The sequence below is a fragment of the Novosphingobium sp. TH158 genome, from assembly GCF_002855555.1.
Taxonomy (GTDB): Bacteria; Pseudomonadota; Alphaproteobacteria; order Sphingomonadales; family Sphingomonadaceae; genus Novosphingobium.
Window position 1 is genome coordinate 295,644 of the sequence record NZ_PKRT01000001.1, and the last position, 21,612, is coordinate 317,255.

Annotated in this window: 15 protein-coding genes; 7 read left to right on the forward strand and 8 right to left on the reverse strand. The window is 65.0% G+C overall.

Annotation, left to right across the window (positions count from 1 at the left end; translation table 11 throughout):
• Positions 1–30 precede the first annotated feature (30 nt).
• Both C0V78_RS01620 and C0V78_RS01625 read left to right on the forward strand, forming a co-directional pair.
• Positions 31–3,441 (forward strand): TonB-dependent receptor domain-containing protein, encoded by a 3,411-nt coding sequence (locus C0V78_RS01620; RefSeq protein WP_101796130.1) that lies wholly within the window; start codon positions 31–33, stop codon positions 3,439–3,441.
• A gap of 115 nt (positions 3,442–3,556) precedes the next feature.
• Positions 3,557–4,933, forward strand: a complete 1,377-nt coding sequence (locus tag C0V78_RS01625) for a polysaccharide lyase family 1 protein (RefSeq protein ID WP_173843317.1) — start codon at positions 3,557–3,559, stop codon at positions 4,931–4,933.
• A gap of 21 nt (positions 4,934–4,954) precedes the next feature.
• Here the strand turns inward: C0V78_RS01625 and C0V78_RS01630 are convergent, their stop codons facing one another.
• From C0V78_RS01630 to C0V78_RS01655, 6 genes are all read right to left on the reverse strand, one after another.
• Complete coding sequence (locus C0V78_RS01630; protein WP_101796131.1) at positions 4,955–5,803, reverse strand: rhamnogalacturonan acetylesterase; 849 nt, start codon at positions 5,801–5,803, stop codon at positions 4,955–4,957.
• Between the two features lies 1 nt (position 5,804).
• A complete protein-coding gene (locus tag C0V78_RS01635) occupies positions 5,805–7,325 on the reverse strand; it encodes a carboxylesterase/lipase family protein (RefSeq protein ID WP_101796132.1) in 1,521 nt (506 codons plus the stop codon).
• Positions 7,312–8,322: a sugar kinase gene (locus C0V78_RS01640; protein WP_101796133.1), complete on the reverse strand. Its 1,011-nt coding sequence runs from the start codon at positions 8,320–8,322 to the stop codon at positions 7,312–7,314. The genes C0V78_RS01635 and C0V78_RS01640 overlap by 14 nt, the downstream gene beginning before the upstream one ends.
• Before the next feature lie 9 nt (positions 8,323–8,331).
• A complete protein-coding gene (gene kduD, locus C0V78_RS01645) occupies positions 8,332–9,087 on the reverse strand; it encodes a 2-dehydro-3-deoxy-D-gluconate 5-dehydrogenase KduD (RefSeq protein WP_101796134.1) in 756 nt (251 codons plus the stop codon).
• A gap of 17 nt (positions 9,088–9,104) precedes the next feature.
• Positions 9,105–9,737 (reverse strand): RpiB/LacA/LacB family sugar-phosphate isomerase, encoded by a 633-nt coding sequence (locus tag C0V78_RS01650; RefSeq protein ID WP_101796135.1) that lies wholly within the window; start codon positions 9,735–9,737, stop codon positions 9,105–9,107.
• Between the two features lie 96 nt (positions 9,738–9,833).
• Positions 9,834–10,862, reverse strand: a complete 1,029-nt coding sequence (locus C0V78_RS01655) for a LacI family DNA-binding transcriptional regulator (protein ID WP_101796136.1) — start codon at positions 10,860–10,862, stop codon at positions 9,834–9,836.
• Between the two features lie 103 nt (positions 10,863–10,965).
• On the opposite strand from C0V78_RS01655, the gene C0V78_RS01660 reads away from it, so the two are divergent.
• From C0V78_RS01660 to C0V78_RS01675, 5 genes are all read left to right on the forward strand, one after another.
• Complete coding sequence (locus tag C0V78_RS01660) at positions 10,966–12,447, forward strand: UxaA family hydrolase (protein WP_101796137.1); 1,482 nt, start codon at positions 10,966–10,968, stop codon at positions 12,445–12,447.
• Between the two features lie 107 nt (positions 12,448–12,554).
• Complete coding sequence (locus C0V78_RS01665) at positions 12,555–13,352, forward strand: 2-keto-4-pentenoate hydratase (protein WP_101796138.1); 798 nt, start codon at positions 12,555–12,557, stop codon at positions 13,350–13,352.
• Between the two features lie 59 nt (positions 13,353–13,411).
• Positions 13,412–14,704: an MFS transporter gene (locus C0V78_RS01670; RefSeq protein WP_101796139.1), complete on the forward strand. Its 1,293-nt coding sequence runs from the start codon at positions 13,412–13,414 to the stop codon at positions 14,702–14,704.
• A 117-nt stretch (positions 14,705–14,821) separates the two neighbouring features.
• A complete protein-coding gene (locus tag C0V78_RS15200) occupies positions 14,822–14,950 on the forward strand; it encodes a hypothetical protein (RefSeq protein WP_256385659.1) in 129 nt (42 codons plus the stop codon).
• Between the two features lie 18 nt (positions 14,951–14,968).
• Positions 14,969–17,083 (forward strand): PQQ-dependent dehydrogenase, methanol/ethanol family, encoded by a 2,115-nt coding sequence (locus C0V78_RS01675; RefSeq protein ID WP_101796140.1) that lies wholly within the window; start codon positions 14,969–14,971, stop codon positions 17,081–17,083.
• A gap of 34 nt (positions 17,084–17,117) precedes the next feature.
• On the opposite strand, the gene C0V78_RS01680 is transcribed toward C0V78_RS01675, so the two are convergent.
• Positions 17,118–19,310, reverse strand: a complete 2,193-nt coding sequence (locus tag C0V78_RS01680; RefSeq protein WP_101796141.1) for an acyl-CoA dehydrogenase family protein — start codon at positions 19,308–19,310, stop codon at positions 17,118–17,120.
• 144 nt (positions 19,311–19,454) lie between these two features.
• The gene (locus C0V78_RS01685; RefSeq protein WP_101796142.1) at positions 19,455–21,515 is read right to left on the reverse strand and encodes a malate synthase G; all 2,061 of its coding nucleotides are present in this window, start codon (positions 21,513–21,515) and stop codon (positions 19,455–19,457) included.
• Positions 21,516–21,612: the final 97 nt, after the last annotated feature.

Sequence of the window (21,612 nt, forward strand, 5' to 3'; positions counted from 1 at the left end):
CTAAAGGTGCCGGAACATGGGAGGTTAAGGATGCGCAAGGCTCTCTCTGCTCGCCAGTTGCTGATTGGCAGCTCTGTCACGGCCATGCTTTGGGGCGCACTTGCGGCGCCTGCAATGGCTCAGGAGGCCGCTCCGGCATCGGGCGACGCGGCGGCAGAGGAAGAGGCGGTCGACGCCATTGTCGTCACCGGCTTCCGCGCCGTGCTGCGCAACGCGATCAACGAAAAGCGCGAGGCGGTGACCCAGGTCGATGCGATCACGGCCGAGGATATCGCCGACTTCCCGGACAGCAACCTGGCGGAATCGCTCCAGCGCCTGCCGGGCGTTTCGATCGACCGTGACAACGGGGACGGCCGCGGCATTACCGTCCGTGGCCTGGGTGGCGATTTCAACCGCACCCGCCTGAACGGCCTTGAGGCGCTGGCGACTGCGGGATCGAACGATTCGGGTTCCACGCCCAATCGCAGCCGCTCGTTCGACTACAACACTTTCGCATCCGAACTGTTCTCCTCGCTCAAGGTGCAGAAGACGCCGTCCGCCAGCACCGACGAAGGATCGCTGGGCGCGACGATCGACCTGCAGACCGGCCGTCCGTTTGATTACAAGGGCAGGGCGCTCGCGCTGTCGGCGGAAGGGTCTTACGGCGAGAACTCAAAGAAGTGGAACCCGCGCCTTGCCGGCCTCGTCTCCACGCGCTTCCTCGACGATTCGATGGGCATCCTCGTTTCCGGTGCCTGGTCGAAGAGTGACAACACGATTGACCAGTATCGCCGCCAGGCGGGCCAGTCCGACTATCTCTATCGCCAGTCGGACTTCACCGGCAACGAGAACCCGCAGCGCGGCGGTTTTGCCGCTCCCACGGGCACCAGCTTCGGCGCGGCAATCACCAACCCGCAGGTGATCGACCTGCTGACCGGCTCCGACGCGGCGGCCTATGCCAAGCTCTATCCGGGCGCACCCTACAACACGCCGGGCCGCTTCGATAATTCGCTGGTCCGCATTCCGGCACTCGCCAATATCGAGCAGCAGGATGTCCGGTCCGAGCGGCTTGGCATTACCGCCAGCTACCAGTGGCAGATCGGTGACCGCACCCGCCTGTCGATCGACGGCGTCTATTCGCGGTTCGAAAACGAAAGCGCCTATAACCAGCTGCAGACCGTCGGCCTGAACCGTAACAACACCAATGCCACGCTGAACACCGCCAGCAACACGCTGACGCCAGTGGCTGCGCGCGCGCTCTATCCCGGCCTGTGCACGCCCAATGCCGGATCGGACCTGGTTCCGGCGCAGGACTGCGGCACCTCGCTGTTCGGAACCAATCCGGCATTCGCCACGGCGCTGAATTCGAGCAACGTTTCGACCGCCTCGATCCTCGGCCTGGCTGCCGTTGCGGCGGGAGGGGTAACCCCCAGCAACGCCAACATCTTCTCGTCCAATCCGAACAACCTCGATCCCTACGATTACTACAACAACCCCAATTCGGTGGGCTATGTGCCTTCCACCAACCGCCTGGCATTCCGCGGGGCGCTGATCGGGCGTCCGTCGGTCGAAGTGCTCGATGCCAACGTCACCAACGGCCTGGCCGATTACCTGAAACTGCGCGGCGTCGATTGGCGGTCGGCCGTGGACTATTCGTCCTACGTGACCAAGTTCAAGCAGGCTTCCGGCCAGCTTGACCATGAATTCTCCGATCGCCTGAAGGTTTCCTTCGTCGGCGGCCTTTCGGAATCGCGGAACGATTCTGTCGGCAAGCTCGTCGAATTCAACCGCATGGATACGCCCGAGGTGTTCACTTATGACGAACGCGGCGGCGGCGACATGCCGGTCTATGACCTGGGCTTCGATGCGACCGATCCCACCAAGTGGGAAGTGGTCAAGGGCTTCTCGGGCATCCGCTATTACAAGCGCAACGTCACCAACACTTACCGGCAGATCAAGGGCGATCTCGCCTGGAAGGTCAATGACCAGTTCACGCTGAATGTCGGTGCAAACTGGCGCAAGTACAAGTTCACCACCAACTTCTTCGAACGCAACAACGACCTGCTGAACCCGACGCTGAAGGAACTGGGCGTCACCACGGCATCGGTCGCGAGGACGATCCAGTTCGGCCAGGGCCTGAATGTGCCTGCCGGCACGACGAGCGCCTTCATCGTGCCCGACCTGCAGAAGTTCGAGACGCTGTACGGCTTTACCTGCGATTGCATCAACAAGTACGGCGACTGGCGCCTGACCAACAAGCGCAACGGCGGCGCGCAGAACTATGCCGTTACCGAAGAGGATACCGGCGTCTATTTCCAGGTCGATTTCAACATGGACCTGTTCGGCCGTCCGCTGCGCGGCAACGTGGGCGAACGCTATGTCGAAACCTCGGTTGTATCGGTGGGCAATTCCACCTCGGGCCGTCCGCTTACCGGCGTGAACAAGTATGCCGACTGGCTGCCCTCGCTGAACCTGTCCTACGAGCCGATCGACAACGTGATCACGCGCTTCTCGATCTCGCAGGTCATGGCGCGGCCGCTGCTGGGGAACCTGTCGCCGACGATCTCTGCGCTCAGCGTGCCGAGCTTCACCGGCACCACCACCGGCGGCACGATGACCATCGGCAACCCCAAGCTCAGCCCGTTCCGTGCAACCAACATCGATGCCAGCGTCGAATGGTATTTCGCGCCGGGCGGCCTGGTCAGCCTGGCCTTCTTCGACAAGCAGATCGGCAGCTTCCCGCAAACGGTGATCTACGAAGGCGCGCTTTCGGAATTCCTCGACAAGGACGCCATCGATTCGCTGAAGCTCCAGCTCACGCCGCAGCAGATCCAGTACATCGACGCCGGCGGCACTTTCGCTGCCCGCCAGTTCCGCGATGCGCCGGGCGGCTATGTCCGCGGCATCGAGGCATCGTTTCAGATGGACTTCACCTTCCTGCCGGGCTTCCTCAAGAACTTCGGCGTGCAGGCAAATTACACGCGCATCTGGTCGCAGCTGAACTACATCCTCGATCCGGGCACGACGACCGTGGCGCCGACCTATGGCACCGCGCCATTCCTCAACGTCTCGCCGCAGGCGTTCAACGCCACGCTCTATTATGAAACCAAGAAGTTCCGCGCTCGTGTTTCCGCCGCGCAGCGCAAGGGCTTTTCCACCACCTACCCGATCGCGGCGGGCGCCTGCAGCCCGGGTCTGACCAACAGCCCGGCCGATCCCTCGGTCGCGGGAACGCTCTGCAACTCGCCGCTGATCAACGACTTCGCCTACAGCCGCTCGACCTTGAACGTCGATGCGTCGGTAAGCTGGAATATCCTGCCCTATGCCACGCTGACGCTGGAAGGCCTGAACCTGACCAACCAGCGCACCCAGCGCTATGCCTATCAGGGCCAGGAAGCGGTCACGAACTATGCCAGCACCGGCCGCATCCTGCGCGCAGGCGTGCGGGTGAAGTTCAACTGAGGTACGCAGGGAAGCCGGCCGCTGGATGGGGGTAGTGGCCGGCTTCTTGCCTGATGCACGGCAAAGCGGCAGCATGGCTGCGTGCGGCAAGTCCCGCCGAGAGAGGAACTGGTTGATGAGGCACCTGCTTGTCGCGACCCTGGCTGCAACCATGGCGCTCGCCGCGCCTGTCGTTCCCCTGGCGGCCGGGCCGGTGCCGGGCCAGCCAGCCTATGCCCATCCAGCCGATCCCACCAGGGGTGGGGCAGGGGGGCGGATCATCCGCGTCACCACGCTGGCCAAGGACGGGCCCGGTTCGCTGCAGGAGGCGGTAAACGCCAAGGGCCCGCGCATCGTCGTTTTCGAAGTCGCAGGCGTGATCGACCTTGGCCGCGATACGCTGGAGATCAAGGAGCCCTTTCTCACCATTGCCGGCCAGACAGCCCCTTCGCCGGGCGTCACCCTGATCCGCGGCGGCATCGATCTCAAGACGAACGATGTCATCATCAGTCACCTGCGCGTGATGACAGGGGCTGACGGGCAGGCCAAGCGTTCGGGCTGGGAAGCCGATGCCTTCGCCACGGTGGGCGCGCGCAATGTCGTGGTCGAACATTGCAGCTTTCTTTGGGGCATCGACGAGAACATGTCGGCCTCCGGCCCCCGCTTCAACGGCAAGACGCTTGCCGAATGGCGCGCCAATACCAGCCACAACATTGTCTTCCGGGAAAATCTTGCGGCCGAAGGGCTGGCGGATACGAGCCACCCCAAGGGTGAGCACTCCAAGGGTTCGCTGATTCACGACAATGCCACCAACATCACGTTCTACCGGAATGTCTGGGCGCACAATGTTGAACGCAGTCCGCTGATCAAGGGCGGCGCGCAGGCGCTGATGATCAACAACCTGATCTACAATCCCGGCCACCGCGCGGTTCACTATAACCTGATGAACCTGGAGTGGGCCGGCTATCCCTATGTCACCGGCGAGATAACCGCTGTGGGCAATGTCATGCGCGGGGGCAACGATACCAATCCCGGCCTGCCGTTCCTGATGCTGGGCGGCGACGGTGACCTTGCCTACTACGGCCGCGACAACCGCGCGGTGGACCGGCATGGCGTTCCGCTGCCGCAGTTCGGTCGCTATGGAGAGACCAGGGCCAAGCTGCTTCCTGCCAAGGCACCGCTTGCCAGCCTTGCCGGCTACACCGTGCTGCCTTCGGGCGAGGTTGAGACCAGCGTCCTTGCCACGGTCGGCGCGCGTCCCTGGGACCGGGCACCGGACGATATCCGCGTGCTGTTCTTCATCGCCGAGGGCAGGGGCGAGATCATCGACGATGAGCACGAGGTCGGGCCGGGCTACCCCGCGATCAAGGAAGTGCGCGCGCCCTTTGTCGAAGCTGACTGGGATCTTGCCACCATGACGCCCAGGACGGGCCGCTATCCGGGGCAGAAAGCCGGCGCGCAGGAAGTGCTGAGCGGGCGCGATGCGGCGATGCGGGCAACTCCGAAGAACTAGGGCGGGCCGGCAGGCCCACGATCACGGCAGGATCAGCCGCCGCGCTTCGGGCACGGCGCGAACCAGTTCATCGGCCACGACGGTTGCGAACAGCACCGCGCCGCGCTCACCCAGGTGGGTATAGTCGAACGGGCGGTTCATATGGGCCACGCGCAGGGCGGGCTGGCCGCTGAGCGGAGCGGGGAACCCGGTGGACGAAGGCAGGCTCTGCCGGTCTATCGCAGCGGCGGCGGCGATTTCCGCTGATGGTGGCACTTCCGCCAGCAGGTTGCCGACAGATGGCCCCATCGCCTCGACTATTGCAGCGCTGCGGGCGTTGAGATCGACCAGCGGGGTGCCCGTTTCGCGGGCGACCCGGCGCACCGCCTCGGCCCAGGGGTCAAGATCGCGGTCCAGCCGGCCTTCCTTCCACATCCGCCGGGTCAGGGGCGTCACCAGCACGGGTACGGCCCCGGCCGCACGTGCTTCGGCGACGTATCGGGCAAGGTTGGCGGGAAACTGGGTGGCAAGATCGGTCGACCGTCCGGGCTTGCCCGGCTGGTCGTTATGCCCGAACTGGATAAGCACGTAGGTCGCGCGGTAGCCTTTCACCTTCATCTCGCCCAGCGCGAGGTCCCACGATCCTTCCGCACGGTAGGACGAGGACGATCGCCCCCCACGCGCGAGATTGAGGCAGGCGGTGCCATGGGTCACCCGCTCGGCGCAGAAAGCAGAACCCCAGCCGGATCCGACTGCCGTGGTCGAATCGCCGACAAGGATGATCTTGGTGGCAGTGATCGGCTGGGCAACTTCCGTGCGGACGGCTTCCGCAGCGGGTGCGACAGGCGCGGCAGCAGCAGCGGCAAGCAAGGCGATTACGGATGCAGGCATGTCAGGTTCCCGGCTGGATATAAGGCACGCGGGCAAACAGTTCGCGCTCCCACTGGCGCGGGCTGCTCACCACCCGGCTGTCCTGGTCGAACACCATGGTGCTGCGCTGCTTGAGGTCATAGGCTGGCCAGCCGGGATTGCCCGTGCGGGCGAAGCGGACGAAGGCGTCCATGACCCGGTCGCTCATGGCCTGCCGCGCGGGCGTGGGGTTTTCGAAGGTGCCGAACGACAGGCCGATGTCGTCGGTGTGCTTGGCCTGTTCGAAATCGAGCTGGTAGACGAACGTGTTGCCACGCCCGTTTCTCGCCCGTGCCTCGGCTTCTTCCACTTGCCCCCGCCAGGATCGACCGGCCGTAACGATCCGGTGGAACAGCTCGACCGGATCGGCATTCGGATATCGCTCGCGGAACCGGGCGACGACCCAGTCGGGGCTAATGTCCACGCGCATTTCCGGCCCTGCGCGCTCGGCCAGGTTCGACCAGTCGAGCCCCTGAATCAGCCGGTGGCCGGAGCCATAGAAGGCGCGCGTTTCCATCACCGTGTTGCCCAGCATCATCGGAATCGCGTTCCCCTGCGGCGCGGCATCGGGCCAGAAGGGGTGGCGGTGGAGGTGCTTCATGTCGAGCACCGGCCCCATGTAAACGCCGCCGCCAAGGATCGGATCGGTGGCCGAGAGCGCGGCGACGATCTGCTCCTGCGAGGCCTTCGCCGGATCGCTGCCAAGCTTGGCGAGAAACGCCTCGGCGCGCTTGCCAGCGTTGAGCGGGCCGGAAGCTGTCACCTGCTGGCCGCTCATGGTGATGGCCTTGTGGAACAGGCCCTTCGCCTCGGGCATGGCCATCAGCGTCGCGATCTTGGCACCGCCGCCGGACTGGCCGAACAGCGTGACATTGCCGGGATCGCCGCCGAAGCTGGCGATATTGCGCCGGACCCACTGGAGCGCGCAGACAAGGTCAAGCTGGCCGTTGTTGCCGCTGCTGGGGAAGCGATCGGGCAGGTAAAGATAACCGAAGGCGTTGAGCCGGTGGTTGATCGTGACCACGACGACATCGCCGCGCGCCGCCAGCTTCGCTCCGTCATTCAGCGGATCGGTGACAGAGCCGGTCGTGTAGGCGCCGCCGTGGATGTAGACCATGACAGGTCGGGGCCGCGCAGCCGTGGTCGCAGGTGTCCAGACATTGAGGAACAGGCAGTCTTCGGACTGCGGGCGATAACGGTCGCCGGGTTGGGGGCAGACCGGCCCAAAACCTGCTGCCTGCTCTGCCATCGGTGCGGTTGAGGTGACTGCCAGCGGAGGCTCGAAGCGCGCGGCGCGGGCATAACGGATTCCGGCGAAGCGATAGGCGCGCACGGTAACCCTGTCGGCGGGGTCGTAGATAAAACTGCCGACATATTCGCCGGAAGGGCTACGCACCTGCGGGCTGAAAATGGTCGTGGCACCAGATCGCACTGCCAGCGCGCCAAGAGCCAGTCCGCCCCCCGCCAGAACGGCGCGGCGGCTGAAGGCGTCAGCGGCGGACATCGCCCCCGCTGGCGGAAAAGGCGTCGAGCTCCGCCCGGCCGAACAAGCACATGTCGCCCGGCAGCGTGTGCTTCAATGCGGTGAGGGCAAGGCCGCTTTCCGCCATTGCCTGGACGTTCCCGCCGAGTAGCCACTGATGCAGCACGCCGGCGGCAAAGGCATCGCCGGTGCCGATCCGGTCGACAATGGCGGTGACGTCGATCTCGCCGGTCTGGTGGGCAACATCGCGCGCATCGACCCGCGCGGAAATGCGATGGTGATCGCTGGTGACAAGGTGCCGCGCGGTCGAGGCGATGAGTTCAAGCTTGGGGAAAGCGGCGAAGGCGGCCTCTGCCGCCTCCCGTCGCCGATCCTCGCCATCGCCGGAGAATGCCTTGCCCAGCAGCAGCGAAATGTCGCGGTGGTTGCCGATCAGGATCGTCGCGTCGCTCACCAGAGCGCGCAGCACTTCTGCAGGGTTCGAATCCCACGCCGACCACAACTGGCCGCGGTAATTGCCGTCGAAACACACCGGCACCCCTGCCGCCACCGCCGCAGCATTGGCTGCCTTGGCGAGGGCAACGCCCTTCGGTCCCAGTGCGGGAGTGATGCCCCCGGTGTGCAACAGGCTGGAGCCAGCAAGCGCGCCGGCGAAGTCGATGCTGGCGGGATCGGCCTCGGCAAAGGCGCTGCCGGCGCGGTCGTAGGTGATGGCGGCTGGGCGCGGCCCGGCGCCTGCCTCCATGAAATAGAGCCCCATCCGGCCCGGCGCGCGGGCGAGGTGGCGGGTGTCCACCCCGGTGCTGCGCAGAGCCGATACCGCCCGGTCTCCCAGGGCATTGTCGCTCACCAACCCGGCAAAGCGCACATCGTGGCCCAGCGCAGCGAGGCCCGAAGCCACGTTGGCCTCTGCCCCGCCGACGATGAGGTCAAGGCTCTGCGCCTGCACCATGAGCTGCGAGCCGGGCGGAGTGAGGCGGATGAGGAGTTCGCCGAAGCAGGTAACAGTTTTGGTCATGCCAATCGTCTAGCGTGCCAGCCAGCCGCCGTCGACTGCCAGCACGTGCCCGGTCACATAATCCGATGCCGGCGAGGCGAGGAACACCGCCGCCCCGGCAATGTCTTCGGGCCGGCCCCAGCGACCCGCCGGAATCCGCTCAAGAATCTGGCGGTTGCGCGTTTCGTCCTCGCGCAGGGCAGTGGTGTTGTTGGTGCTGATATAGCCGGGCGCGATGGCGTTTACCTGCACGCCCTTGGCGGCCAGTTCGTTGGCCATGGCCTTGGTGACGCCGCCAACCCCGGATTTCGCTGCGGCATAGCTCGGCACGCGGATACCGCCCTGGAAGGTGAGCAGGCTGGCAATGTTGATGATCTTGCCGGACCCGCGCCCTGCCATGTGCCGCGCGGCGGCCTGGCTGAGGAAGAACAGCGTCTTCAGGTTGGTGTCCATCACCGCGTCCCAGTCCTCTTCCGAGAACTGGAGCAAGTCGTCGCGCCGGATGATCCCGGCGTTGTTCACCAGCACGTCGATCCGGCCAAGTCCGGCCAGCGCCTCATCGACCACGCGCTGGACCGGTTCGGTCGAGGAGAGGTCCGCCGTGATGTTAACGGCCCTTCGCCTCGCCGCCTCGATGGCGCGCAATGTCTCGCCGGGTTCGGAGCGTCCGGCCAGGGCGACATCTGCCCCGGCCTCGGCAAGGGCAACGGCAATGGCCTGCCCGATGCCGGTGTTCGCCCCGGTGACCAGCGCGGCCTTGCCTTCGAGCGAGAAGGAGATCGCCATGTCAGCCCCTTTCCCGATCAGAGCGAGCGCAGGTAATCGGCGATCGCCTGGTCCTTTGCGTTCGGATAGAACAGCTCGGCAAACTTCTCACCCGCGATGGCTGCCTTCAGCAAGCCCTGGTCGACCGACTTCAACACGGTCAGCATGTCGCGGCACGAAGCTTCCTTGAGCCCGCGCAGGATGCCGCGGTTGGTGCGCATGATCTCGGCTCGTTCCTTGGGGTAGCCGGCGCCGCCTTCGTTCTCGAATATCTTGCGGTAACAGTCCTGCAGGTTGAGTTCCGCCGCCCAGCCGAAGCCCTTGGAATAGGGCATGGAGATGGCGTTGCCATCGTTGATCTGGCTGAACAGGAAGGCATCGGTCGGGTCGATCACCAGTCCGCAGAATACGCCGGGCATGGCGTTGGCCGCCAGCATCGAACCCATGCCGGTGCCGCAGCCGGTGACGACGAAATCGGCGGCTCCGGAATTGAGCAGGATGCCGGTCAGCAGACCGTTCATCACATAGGTGAGCGAGGCCTTATCCTCGGGCGAATACATGCCATAGTTGAACACCTGATGGCCAAGCGGTTCGGCGACGGAGGTCAGCGCCTCGTGCACGATGGCGTTCTTTGCGGCCTGGCTGTTCTCGATGATGAGGGCGATCTTCATGACATTGTCTTTCGCATGGGGAAGGGCGGTCTGGCGTCTTTGGTAACCGGTGTCATGGCGCAGATCAAGCGCGAAGCGGCCAGGCGATGCGCTGGCTCAGTTTCGCGGTGGGGAGACCGAGGCGCGGGGGACGAATTCGGTCGGGAACAGCGATTGCTCGCCTTCCGCCGCCTCGGGGAAGATCAGCTTGCGCGCGGCGGAGCGGGCCATGGTCCGGATCGGCCAGCGCACCGTCGTCAGAGGCGGCCAGATGGTCGCGGCGATGGCAGTATCGTCGAAGCCGACAACCGACAGGTCGCCCGGAACCTCAAGCCCGCGCTCACGCGCGACGTGAACGACACCTGCCGCCATCACGTCGTTGCTGGCGAAGATGGCGCTTGGCGGCTGGGGCTGGTCGAGCAGCTGCGCACCGGCGGCCTTGCCGGTCTCGAAGGTATAGTTGCCGCGTGCGACAAGGTCCTGCCCGGCAGGCAGGCCGTGCGCGGTTACGGCATCGCGCCAGCCTTCGCGGCGTTCGTGCGCGGAGCGGAAGCCTTCGGGCCCTTCCACCAGGCCGATCCGGCGGTGTCCTTGCGCGACAAGGTATTCCACCGCATCGCGCACGGCCTGCCGGTCGTTCGACTGGACGAGGTGGGCCGGATCGTCGAGCTCCGCCGAACCCATGCGCACGTAATTGCAGCCCAACTCGTCGAGCAGTTCGAAGAAGGCATCGTTTTCTGAAAGCGGCGGCAACACCAGCACGCCATAGAAGCGCTGCTGTTCGATGAACTTGCGGACCTGGGCGAAGAGGCCGGGATCATGGCGATCGACCGGGTGGATAACCAGCGCGAATTCGGTTCCCCTGATCGCGTCGAGCACGCCTTCCTGGAAGTTCAGCACCATCTGCGCATTGGGGTTGTCGTAGATCATGCCCAGCGAAAAATTGCGCCGCAGCGCAAGCGCGCGGGCCTGCGGGTTGGGCACATAGCCCAGCTCCGCAATGACCTTCTCGACCTTCTCGCGCGTGGCCTCGTTGAGCAGGGGGGAGCGGTTGATCACCCGGCTGACGGTCTTCTTCGATACGCCCGAAAGGCGCGCGACATCGTTGATCGTCGGCTTCCCTTCGCGACCGGAATTGCCCGTCATGCCTGCCCCTTGTCATGCCCGGTTCAAGTGCGGGCCTGTTGTCTCTTGCCTTCGACTGATTGCAAAGGCAATGCTGACACCGGTTACCATAAGGTACGCATCCATGCCGCACAAGCTCCCGACCCTGCATCGGATCCATCCCGCCGATTCCGTGGCCGTTGCCTTGCGTCCGATCGAGGCGGGCGAGGTGGTAGAAGGTCTCACCATGCTCGATGCTATAGCGCAGGGGCACAAGGTGGCATTGGCCGCGATTGCGGCGGGTTCGCCCGTGGTGAAATACGGCCAGCCGATCGGCCTTGCGGCCCGGCCTATCGCCGCAGGTGAGCATGTGCACAGCCATAACCTCCAGACGGCTCTGGCGGGGGAACTGGCCTATCGCCCGGGCCTCGCCCTGCCGGCCGGTGTCTCTGGCGCCGCGCTGCCCCGCTGGCAGGGCTACCGCCGAAGCGATGGCCGGGCGGCAACGCGAAACGAGATCTGGGTGCTGCCGACTGTCGGCTGCGTCGGCATCACGGCAGAGGCAGTCGCGCGCGAGGCGTCTGCGCTTCATGCCGGAAAGCTGGATGGCATTCACGCCTTTACTCATCCGCACGGCTGTTCGCAGCTGGGTGACGATCTTTCCGGGACGCGAGCCTTGCTGGCGGGCCTCGCCGCCAATCCCAACGCGGCAGGGGTCTTGCTGCTGGGGCTGGGCTGCGAATCCAATCAGCTGGACAGCCTGCTTGAGGCGGTGCCGCCCGATATGCACGGCAAGGTTCGCCTGCTTTCCAGCCAGTCCGCCGGCGACGAAATGGCGCTGGCTGCCTCGCTGATCGACGAGTTGGTGGAAGAGGCGGCGCTTGCCCGGCGCGAGGAGCTTCCCTTTTCCGCCTTGACGATCGGCCTGAAATGCGGCGGGTCGGACGGGTTTTCGGGCCTCACCGCCAACCCCCTGCTCGGGCGGTTGACCGACAGTCTCTGTGCCGCCGGTGGCCGCGCCATCCTCACCGAGATTCCCGAGATTTTCGGCGCGGAGCAGGCTCTGCTCGATCGCGCCATCAATGCTGCGGTTTTCGACGAGGCAGCGGAACTGGTGAACCGCTTCAAGCGGTATTATCTCGACCAGGGCCTGCCGGTGTCCGAGAACCCGTCGCCCGGCAACCTTGCAGGCGGCATCACCACGCTTGAGGAAAAATCACTGGGTGCGGTGCAGAAGGGCGGCAATGCGCCGCTCTGCGATGTCATTTCCTATGGCCAGCAGGCGCGGCATTCCGGGCTGACACTGCTGGAAGCGCCGGGGAACGATGCCGTTTCTTCCACGGCACTGGCCGCCGCCGGGGCAACCATGGTCCTGTTCACGACGGGAAGGGGCACGCCGCTCGGCTTTCCCGTGCCGACCGTGAAAGTCGCATCCAACGCGGCGCTTGCAGCGAACAAGCCGCACTGGATCGACTTCGATGCATCCTGCGTACTGCGCGATGGGCCCGAGGCTGCCGATATCGCCTTTGCCAGCCGGATCGCGGCGATTGCCAGCGGGGAATCAAGCTGCGCCGAACGCGCCGGGCAGCGGGCAATTGCCATCTGGAAACGCGGCGTCACGCTTTGAAACGGTGCGGCGCACTCTACCGTCTCTTGCCAATGACACCGGTTTCCATTAGCCAGCAGGGGAAGTGGCCGGCAAGGCCAGGCACATCCTGATTCTAGGGGCAGAGTTTGACTGAGCAGGCCCAATCCGTTGCCAAGGCGTTCGTTTCCGCACGCCGTGCTGCGCAGGCACTCCCCGTCTATCCCGGGCAGGCCCCCGGTGACCTTGCCGGGGCCTACCGGATCCAGGATGCGGCAATAGCCTTCGATGGAGGTGCCATTGCCGGATGGAAGGTGGGCCGCATCAACGCTCCGCTCGATGCCGTGCTTGGCGCCAACCGCCTGTCCGGCCCGATCTTTGCCGACAGCGTGGTTGCGATCGCCGAGGGCGAGATTCCCGACATGCCGGTGTTCGATGGTGGCTTTGCCGCTGGCGAGGCGGAGCTGCTGCTGCACGTTGCCGCGGGCTGGAATGGCACGATCCCTGCGGACGATGCTGGAACCCGGGCCATCATCGATGACGTTCGCCTGGGCATAGAGATCGCCAGCTCCCCCTATCCCGGTATCAATGCGGACGGCCCGCTCGTCACCATTTCGGACTTCGGGAACAATCACGGCGTGGTGATGGGCGCGCAGTTGCCCGATTGGGCGGCGCTCGATCTGTGCGCGATCAAGGTGCGGACCGAGGTGGATGGTGAAACCGTTGGCGAGGCAACCGCAGCGACCATGCTCGACGGGCCTTACGGTGCGGTCCGCTTCCTGTTAGGCAACCTCTCCGCGCGCGGATACGATCTTTCCCAAGGGCTATGGGTTTCAACAGGGGCCATCACCGGGGTTCACCCGGTGCGGCAAAGCCAGCTTGTTACCGTTACCTTTGGCGACTATGGCGCGCTTTCGTGCAGTATATCGGTCGCGAAGCCGCGTTAGCGTTTCGCGCAAAAGGATAAGGGCGGTTCGCAATTGACGGCCGCAGACGGGAGAGAAAGATGGTCGATGCTTCCACTTCTGCGGGCGCAGCTGTCGCCAAGCCGGCGGGAAGGCGGCGCTGGCTGATCATCGCGCTGCTCTTCGTGGCAACGACGATCAACTATATCGACCGCACCATGCTTGGCCTTCTGGCACCCTCGCTTGGCCAGGAAATGGGCTGGAGCGAAAACGACTACGGCACCATCGTCACGGCCTTCCAGGCGGCCTATGCGGTCGGCTTCCTCATCATGGGCAGCCTGATTGACCGCTTCGGCCCGCGCATCGGCTATGCCATTGCCATCACCATCTGGACGGTCGGGCATGTCGCCCACGGCTTTGCCTCGTCCGTGGCCGGGTTCATGGCGGCGCGCGTGGTGCTGGGCGTGGGCGAGGCGGGACACTTTCCGTCCATCGTCCGTTCCAGCAGCGAATGGTTCCCGCAAAAGGAACGCGCGCTGGCCATCGGCTGGGTCAATTCCGGCACGACCATCGGCGTCATCCTCACCGCGCCGACCATCGCCCTGTTCATGACCTACCTGGGCCTTGGCTGGCGCGAGACATTCATCTGGTCGGGCCTGTTCGGCGTGCTGCTGCTGGTGCTGTGGTGGAAATTCTATTCCAATCCGCGCGAAAGCGGCAAGGTGAGCGAGGAAGAGCTGGCCTGGATCGAGCACGATCCGCCGGAAAAGGTCGAACAGGTCGGCTGGGGCAAGCTGATCACCCGGCGCGAGGCATGGGCATTTTCGGTCGCAAAGTTCCTGACCGATCCGGTCTGGTTCCTCATGCTGTTCTGGCTGCCCAAGTACTTCAGCACGACCTACGGGGTCGACCTGAAGGTGGTGCTGCTGCCGATGATCATCATGTATCTGCTCTCGGACATCGGTTCGATCGCTGGCGGCTGGCTTTCATCGCGCCTGATCCAGCGCGGCCACACCCCGAACTTTGCCCGCAAGATTACCCTGCTGATTTCGGGTGCTGCCGTTCTTCCGCTGCTGTTCGTCACCGGCCTGTCCAACATGTGGCTGGCGGTGTTCCTGATCGGCCTTGCCCTGGCCGGGCACCAGTCGTTCAGTTCGAACCTGCTCTCGATCCCGCCGGACATGTTCCCCAAGCGCGCCGTTGCCTCGGTCATCGGACTGGGCGGATTTGCCGGCGGCATCGGCGGAATGATCATGGCGAAGTCCACCGGGCTGGTGCTTGAGGCGACCAACGGCAACTACACGGTGATCTTCATGGCCTGCACGGCGGTCTATTTCCTTGCCGTGGCGGCGATCCACCTGCTTTCGCCGGGGCTCAAGCGGATCGACCTCTGAACCGCATTTTGCCGCATTGCTGCTGATTGACCGGGCCGGTTGCCGAGAGGCGGCCGGCCCGACGCGCGTCGCCCCAAATTCGTTGTGCATGGCGAGCACCTTGCAGCCGATGAGGGCTTGCCCGAGGCCCATCGGCAGACCTACGAGCTTCCGGCGGGAGCCTTCTGTGCGCTTTCGGGCGGAAAGATCGATCGGGTCACCGTCTATTGCAACCTTGCAGGCTGGACCGCACAGGTATCGGGCTGATTGCTGAGGGAAACGGGAATGCGGGCAAGGGCATGGATCGCGGCACTGGCGGCAGCACTTTTTGTGGCCGGGTGCGCCCCGCAGCCGACCGGTCCGGCGCGCGAAGGCATAACCGATGCGATGCTGGCCAACCCGCCGGAAGGTGAATGGCTCTCCTATGGCCGCGACCTGGCCGAGCAGCGCTTCTCGCCCCTGACGCAGATCACTGATGCCAATGTCGGCGATCTCGGCCTGGCCTGGTCGCTCGACCTTGAAACCGCGCGGGGGCAGGAAGCAACGCCGCTGATGCATGACGGCACGCTCTACGTCAGCACGGCGTGGTCGATCGTCAAGGCGGTGGACGCGCGCACCGGCCGGCTCAAGTGGTCCTATGACCTGAAGGTGCCGCGCGAAACGCTGGCCCGCGCCTGCTGCGATGCCGTGAACCGCGGCGTCGCCCTGTACGGCACCAACCTTTACGTCGCGACGCTCGACGGGCGGCTGGTGGCGCTCGACCGCGCAACGGGCGGGCTGAAATGGTCGGCGCTGGTCGTGCCGAACATGAAGGATTACACCATCACCGGCGCGCCGCGCATTGCCAACGGGCTGGTCTTGATCGGCAGCGGCGGGGCCGAGTTCAAGGCGCGCGGGTTCATCGCCGCCTATGATCACAATACCGGCCAGCAGATCTGGCGCTTTCACACCGTACCCGGCGATCCGGCCAAGGGGCACGAAAGCGAAGCGATGGAGAAGGCGGCGCGGACCTGGTCGGGCAAGTGGTGGGAACTGGGCGGCGGCGGAACGGTGTGGGATTCGATCACCTACGATCCGCGCACCAACCTTGTCCTGTTCGGCACGGGCAATGCCGAACCGTGGAACCCGGCAGCAGCCGGACGGGAAGGGGATTCGCTCTACACCTCGTCCATCGTCGCGGTGCACGCCGATACCGGGAAATATGCCTGGCACTTCCAGGAAACGCCGGAGGATCGCTGGGATTACGACAGCAACGCCCAGATAATCCTGGCCGACATGGAGATCGGCGGGCGGATGCGCCACGTTGCGCTCCACGCGCCGAAGAACGGCTACTTCTACGTGCTTGATGCGGCGACGGGGGAGTTCCTTTCCGCAGGTCCCTTCGTGCCGCAGAACTGGACGACCGGGATCGATCCGAAGACCGGGCGTCCGGCGATCAACCCCGAAGCGCGTTACGAAAAGACGGGCAAGCCGTTCGTCGGCCTGCCTGGCGTGGCGGGTGCGCATTCCTGGCAACCGATGAGCTACAGCCCGAAGACCGGACTGGTTTACCTGCCGGCCAACCTCACCGGTTTCCCCTATGCCGCGGCAAAGGACTGGAAGGCTTCCGAGGTCGGTTTCCAGGTCGGGCTGGACAGTGCCGTGGTGGCCATGCCCGCCGATCCGCGGGTTCGTGCCGGCGCGCTTGCCGCGACCACCGGGGCACTGATTGCCTGGGATCCGCGCCTCCAGAAGGCGGCCTGGACCGTGCCGCAGACAGGGCCGTGGAACGGAGGCACGCTGGCGACAGCCGGCAATCTGGTGTTCCAGGGCGATGCGGCGGGCAATTTTTCCGCTTACAGTGCCGACAAGGGCGGCAGGCTGTGGAGCTTCCCGGTCCAGACCGGCGTGATGGCCGCGCCGATGACCTATGCCCTGGATGGCGAGCAATATGTCGCCGTGCTGGTCGGCTGGGGCGGCATGTGGGATGCGACGATGGGCACGCTGGCGCACAAGAGCGGTGCCGTGCGCAACATCAGCCGCCTGCTGGTGTTCAAGCTCGGCGCCAAGGGCCAGCTGCCTGCGCCCAAGCCACTGAACCGGCTGCCGCTCGATCCGCCAGCCTTTACCGGCACGGCGCAGCAGGTCGCCAGCGGCGCGGCGCATTACGCCCGTTATTGCGCGGTCTGCCACGGCGACGCGGCCGTGGCTGGAGGCATCAACCCTGACCTGCGCCGCTCAGGCGTGCTCAATGATGCGGCAATTATGAAGGCCGTGGTGATCGACGGAGCCCTGTCGCCCCGCAACGGAGGCAACGGCATGGTCGCTTTCGGCAAGGTGCTGAAGCCGGCCGATGCCGAGGCGATCCGCCAGTACCTTATCAAGCGCGCAAACGAAGACAGGGCGCTCGGCGAGAGATAGCCGGGCGCCCTGCCTGCAGTTCCAGCAGTCTGGCTTATCCGCGCGTGCGGGGCAGGCCGAGGTAGCGTTCCGCAACCATCGAACGGTGCACTTCGCTGGTGCCGCCGTAGATGGTCGTGCCGTGCGCGTGGCGGAAGCACTGGTTGAGCAGCTGCGCCGGGCCCGAACGCTTCGACAGCGAAAGCGGCGCGGTCAGGTCAAGCAGGTCGCGCGAATCGCTGAGGAACTTCTCCGATGACCACATCTTCGCCATCGGACCGAAGCCGGGGTTCGGCTTCTTTTCGACGCTGGCCCACTGGGCGCGATAGGTCATCATTTCGGAGATCCACAGATGCGCGACCGAGCGCGCCAGACGGCGCTGGGCATTGACCGTACGGGTCAGGCCAAGCTCATCGCACAGTTCTTCCGCGGCATGGACCATCTGCTTCATAACCTTGCTGAAGCCGCCGCCATGTTCCAGCTCAAGCGCTGCCGACATGGTCTTCACGCCGCCATCGACATCGCCCAGACGCCAGGAATCCGGGATGCGGACGCCATCGTAGAAGGTGATGTTGGTGCGCTCGTTCATGAAGGTGTGCACCGCCTGAACAGTCACGCCTTCGTTCTTGAGCGGGACGATGAACATGGTCAGCCCCTTGTGCTTGGGCACATCGGGGTTGGTGCGGCAGAGCATCAGCACATAGTCGGCCAGGTTGGCGCCGCTGGTCCACATCTTGGTCCCGTCGATGCGCCAGCCGTTGCCTTCCGGCGTCGCCTTGCACTGGGCGGCGAAGACGTCCGAACCGCAGCTCGGTTCGGAATAGCCCAGGCTGGTCAGGACTTCGCCGTTGATGATCTTGGGCAGCACATCGCGCTTCAACTCGTCGCTGCCGTACTTGTGGATCATCATGGCGACCATCGCCGCAACATTGGCGCCGGGCGTGTTGTAGCCCTGCCGCTCCAGCTCGCCCATTGCAGCGATCTTGGCATAGGGGGTGATGCTGCGGCCCGAGAGTTCCTCGGGAAGGCCGGGGAACAGCAGCTTGTTGTCGGCCAGCATCTTGTGCACTTCGGGGACGTAGCCTTCCCACGAATAGTGGAAGCGGGCGCGCATTTCCGGGGTCACCTTTTCCTCGAACAGGCGCGCAAGCTCTTCGCAGACGGCACGGGCTTCATCGCCCAGGTCGAAGTCGATCGGCACTTCGCCGGCATCGGGCAGCGGAGCCGTCTCGCCTTCGTAAAGGCGGCGGCCAGCCTCGTCGAGGAACTGGTCGGGATCGCCGAACACCAGCGGCCATGCCTTGGCGCGCAGTACGAAGAGGTGAATGTCGTATTCGGTGGTCAGGCCATAGCCGCCGAAGGTGTGGAGAGCCTGGCTGGCCGCATCGACGACATACTTGCTGGCCCACCACATGGCGAGGCTGATGCCGGGGGCAGCTTCGTTCGATCCGTCATAGATGTCGCGAATGGCCTTCCAGACAAGGAACTTGGCTCCGTCGACTTCGCACAGGCGGTCTGCCAGCGGGTGCGAAATGCCCTGGAAAGTGCCGATCAGCTGGCCAAAGGCCTTGCGCTCGTTGGCATAGGCAGAGGCAAGCTTCAGCGCTTCGCGGCCGATGCCGGCAAGCCCGGCCGCGATCAGCAGCTTCCATTCCTCGACCGCTGCGGCGAAGGTGGAGAGCGCGTCCGGTCCGCTGGCCAGCACCACCGCGTCAAGCGCGCCAAGGTCAATCTCGGCAATCGGGGTGGAGGCGAGAGTTTCTTCCGCCTTGCGGGCGCTTTCCGGTACCGAGACGAGAACCACGTCATCACCGCGGCGGGCAATCACGGCTTCGGCAACCAGACCGCCGGCAATCCACTGGAGGGGCCTGGCGGCAAGGTCATGAAAGGCGAGGGTGACGACCGCTTCGCCCGCGACGGCGCGGCCAAGCAGGTCGGCCTGCGATTCCGCGGCAAGCTGGGCCAGCAGGCGGTTCGCTACCAGGGCTTCGGCCAGCGGACCGGCAACGAGCGTGCGCCCGGCCTCGTCCATCAGCACCGCCGCGTCAAGCAGGCCAAGGCCAAGCCCGCCTGCTTCTTCCGGCACACGCATGGCAAAGGCGCCAAGTTCGCCAAGGCCCTGCCAGAGGGCTGGGTCGAAGCCGGTGGGATCGGCGGCGCGCACCCGGATGGTGGAGCTGTTCTCGTCAAGGAAACGTGCGAAGGTATCGCGCACCATTTCCTGTTCTTCGGTGAGATCGAAGTTCATCGGGTATCCTCAGCCATGGCTATGATCGGCGTTGAACGCCCGGTATCGGGCGCAGCACTGCCGCGATCAATGGCGAAGATACCATAATCGTCCGCGCGATTGCTCCGATACGGAGAATCGCGCGGTACGATCCAGATAACGGCCTCAGCGCGAGGCCTTCTTTTCCTGGCGGAAGCGGTGAAGCAGCGGCTCGGTATAGCCGTTGGGCTGTGCCAGCCCTTCGAACACCAGAGCCCGCGCAGCTTTCAGGGCCACGCTGTCGCCTTCCAGCTTTTCATAAAGCGGATCGCCCGCATTCTGGGCATCGACCTTGGCCGCCATCTTGGCGAAGGCGGCATCGACCTGGTCCTTCGTGCAGACGCCGTGATGCAGCCAGTTGGCCATGTGCTGGCTGGAGATGCGCAGCGTCGCGCGATCTTCCATCAGGCCGACATCGTGGATGTCCGGCACCTTGGAGCAGCCGATGCCCTGATCGATCCAGCGCACGACATAGCCCAGGATGCCCTGGGCGTTGTTTTCCAGTTCCTCGCGCACTTCCTCGTCCGACCAGTTGTGGCCCTTGGGCGCGGCGGGAATGGTAAGCAGGGCATCGAGCGCGGGTGTCGGCTGGCTGGCAAGTTCCTGCTGCACGTCGAACACGCTGACCTGATGGTAATGCATGGCGTGGAGCGTTGCGGCGGTGGGCGAGGGGACCCAGGCCGTGTTGGCGCCGGCCTTCGGATGGCCGATCTTCTGCGCCATCATGTCCTTCATCATGTCGGGCGCGGCCCACATGCCCTTGCCGATCTGCGCCTTTCCGGAAAGGCCGCAGGCAAGGCCGATCTGCACGTTGCGCGCTTCATAGGCCTGGATCCACGCGCTGGACTTCATGGCCGCCTTGCGGATCATCGGGCCGGCATGCATCGCGGTGTGCATTTCGTCGCCCGTGCGGTCGAGGAAGCCGGTGTTGATGAACACGATGCGGTCCTTCACCGCCTCGATACAGGCGGCGAGGTTGGCGCTGGTGCGGCGTTCCTCGTCCATCACGCCGACCTTCACCGTGTGGCGCGGCAGGCCGAGCACGTCTTCGACGGCATCGAACAGCTCGTTGGTGAAGGCGCACTCTTCCGGGCCGTGCTGCTTCGGCTTGACGATGTAGATCGAACCGTTGCGGCTGTTGCGCCAGGTGCCCAGCCCCTTGAGGTCATGCATGGCGCACAGCGAGGTGACCAGCGCATCGAGCATGCCTTCCGGGATTTCCGAACCATCGGCCAGAAGGACTGCCGGATTGGTCATCAGGTGGCCGACATTGCGGACGAACAGCAGCGATCGGCCATGGAGCGTGGTTTCGCCCCAGGTGCGGTCTGCCTGCACGGCGCGGGTCATCACCTTGCCGCCCTTTTCGAAGCTGGCGGTCAGGTCGCCGCGCATCAGGCCCAGCCAGTTGGAATAGCCAAGCACCTTGTCCTCGGCATCGACGGCAGCGACCGAGTCCTCAAGGTCGATGATCGTCGTCAGCGCCGCCTCAAGGACGACATCGGCGACATGCAGCGGATCGTCCTTGCCAACCGGGTGCTCGGCATCGATCACGATCTCGATGTGCAGGCCGTTGTGGCGGAACAGGAGGCCGCCCGGCTTGCGTGCGACGAGTGCGGCGTGTTCGCCGCCGGCAACCGCATCTTCCCACCCGGGGATGGTGCTGTTGAGGAACTGGCGCGCCGCCTCGATCACGGCAGCGCCGCGCACGGTGTCATACCCGCCGCCCTGCGCCGGCGCGGCATCGAGCGCGTCGGTGCCGTAGAACGCATCGTACAGGCTGCCCCAGCGGGCGTTGGCGGCGTTGAGCACGAAGCGGTCGTTGAGGGCAGGGACCACCAGCTGCGGCCCGGCCATCGTGGCGATTTCATCATCGACGTTCTGCGTGCCGATGGTGAAGGGGGCAGGCTCGGCCACAAGATAGCCGATTTCGCGCAGGAAGGCCTGGTAGGCAGCCATGTCGGCAATCGGACCGGGATTGGCCTTGTGCCAATCGTCAAGCTTCGCCTGGATGGCATCCCGCTTGGCCAGAAGGGCGCGGTTTACCGGCACGAAGCGATCGGTAATCCCCGCAAGGCCCGACCAGAAGGCATCGGGAGCCACACCGGTTCCGGGCAGGGCCTTGCCTTCGATGAATTCGGCGAGTTCGCTGGCGATCTTCAGTCCGGCGCGATCGACGTATGCAGACATGTCTGTAACTTCCTCACATGAATCACCGGGCGCCAGCACGGACTGGCGGCCAGAATGCAATGATCTTTTCCGGGGAGGAACGGCGCGCCTATGCACC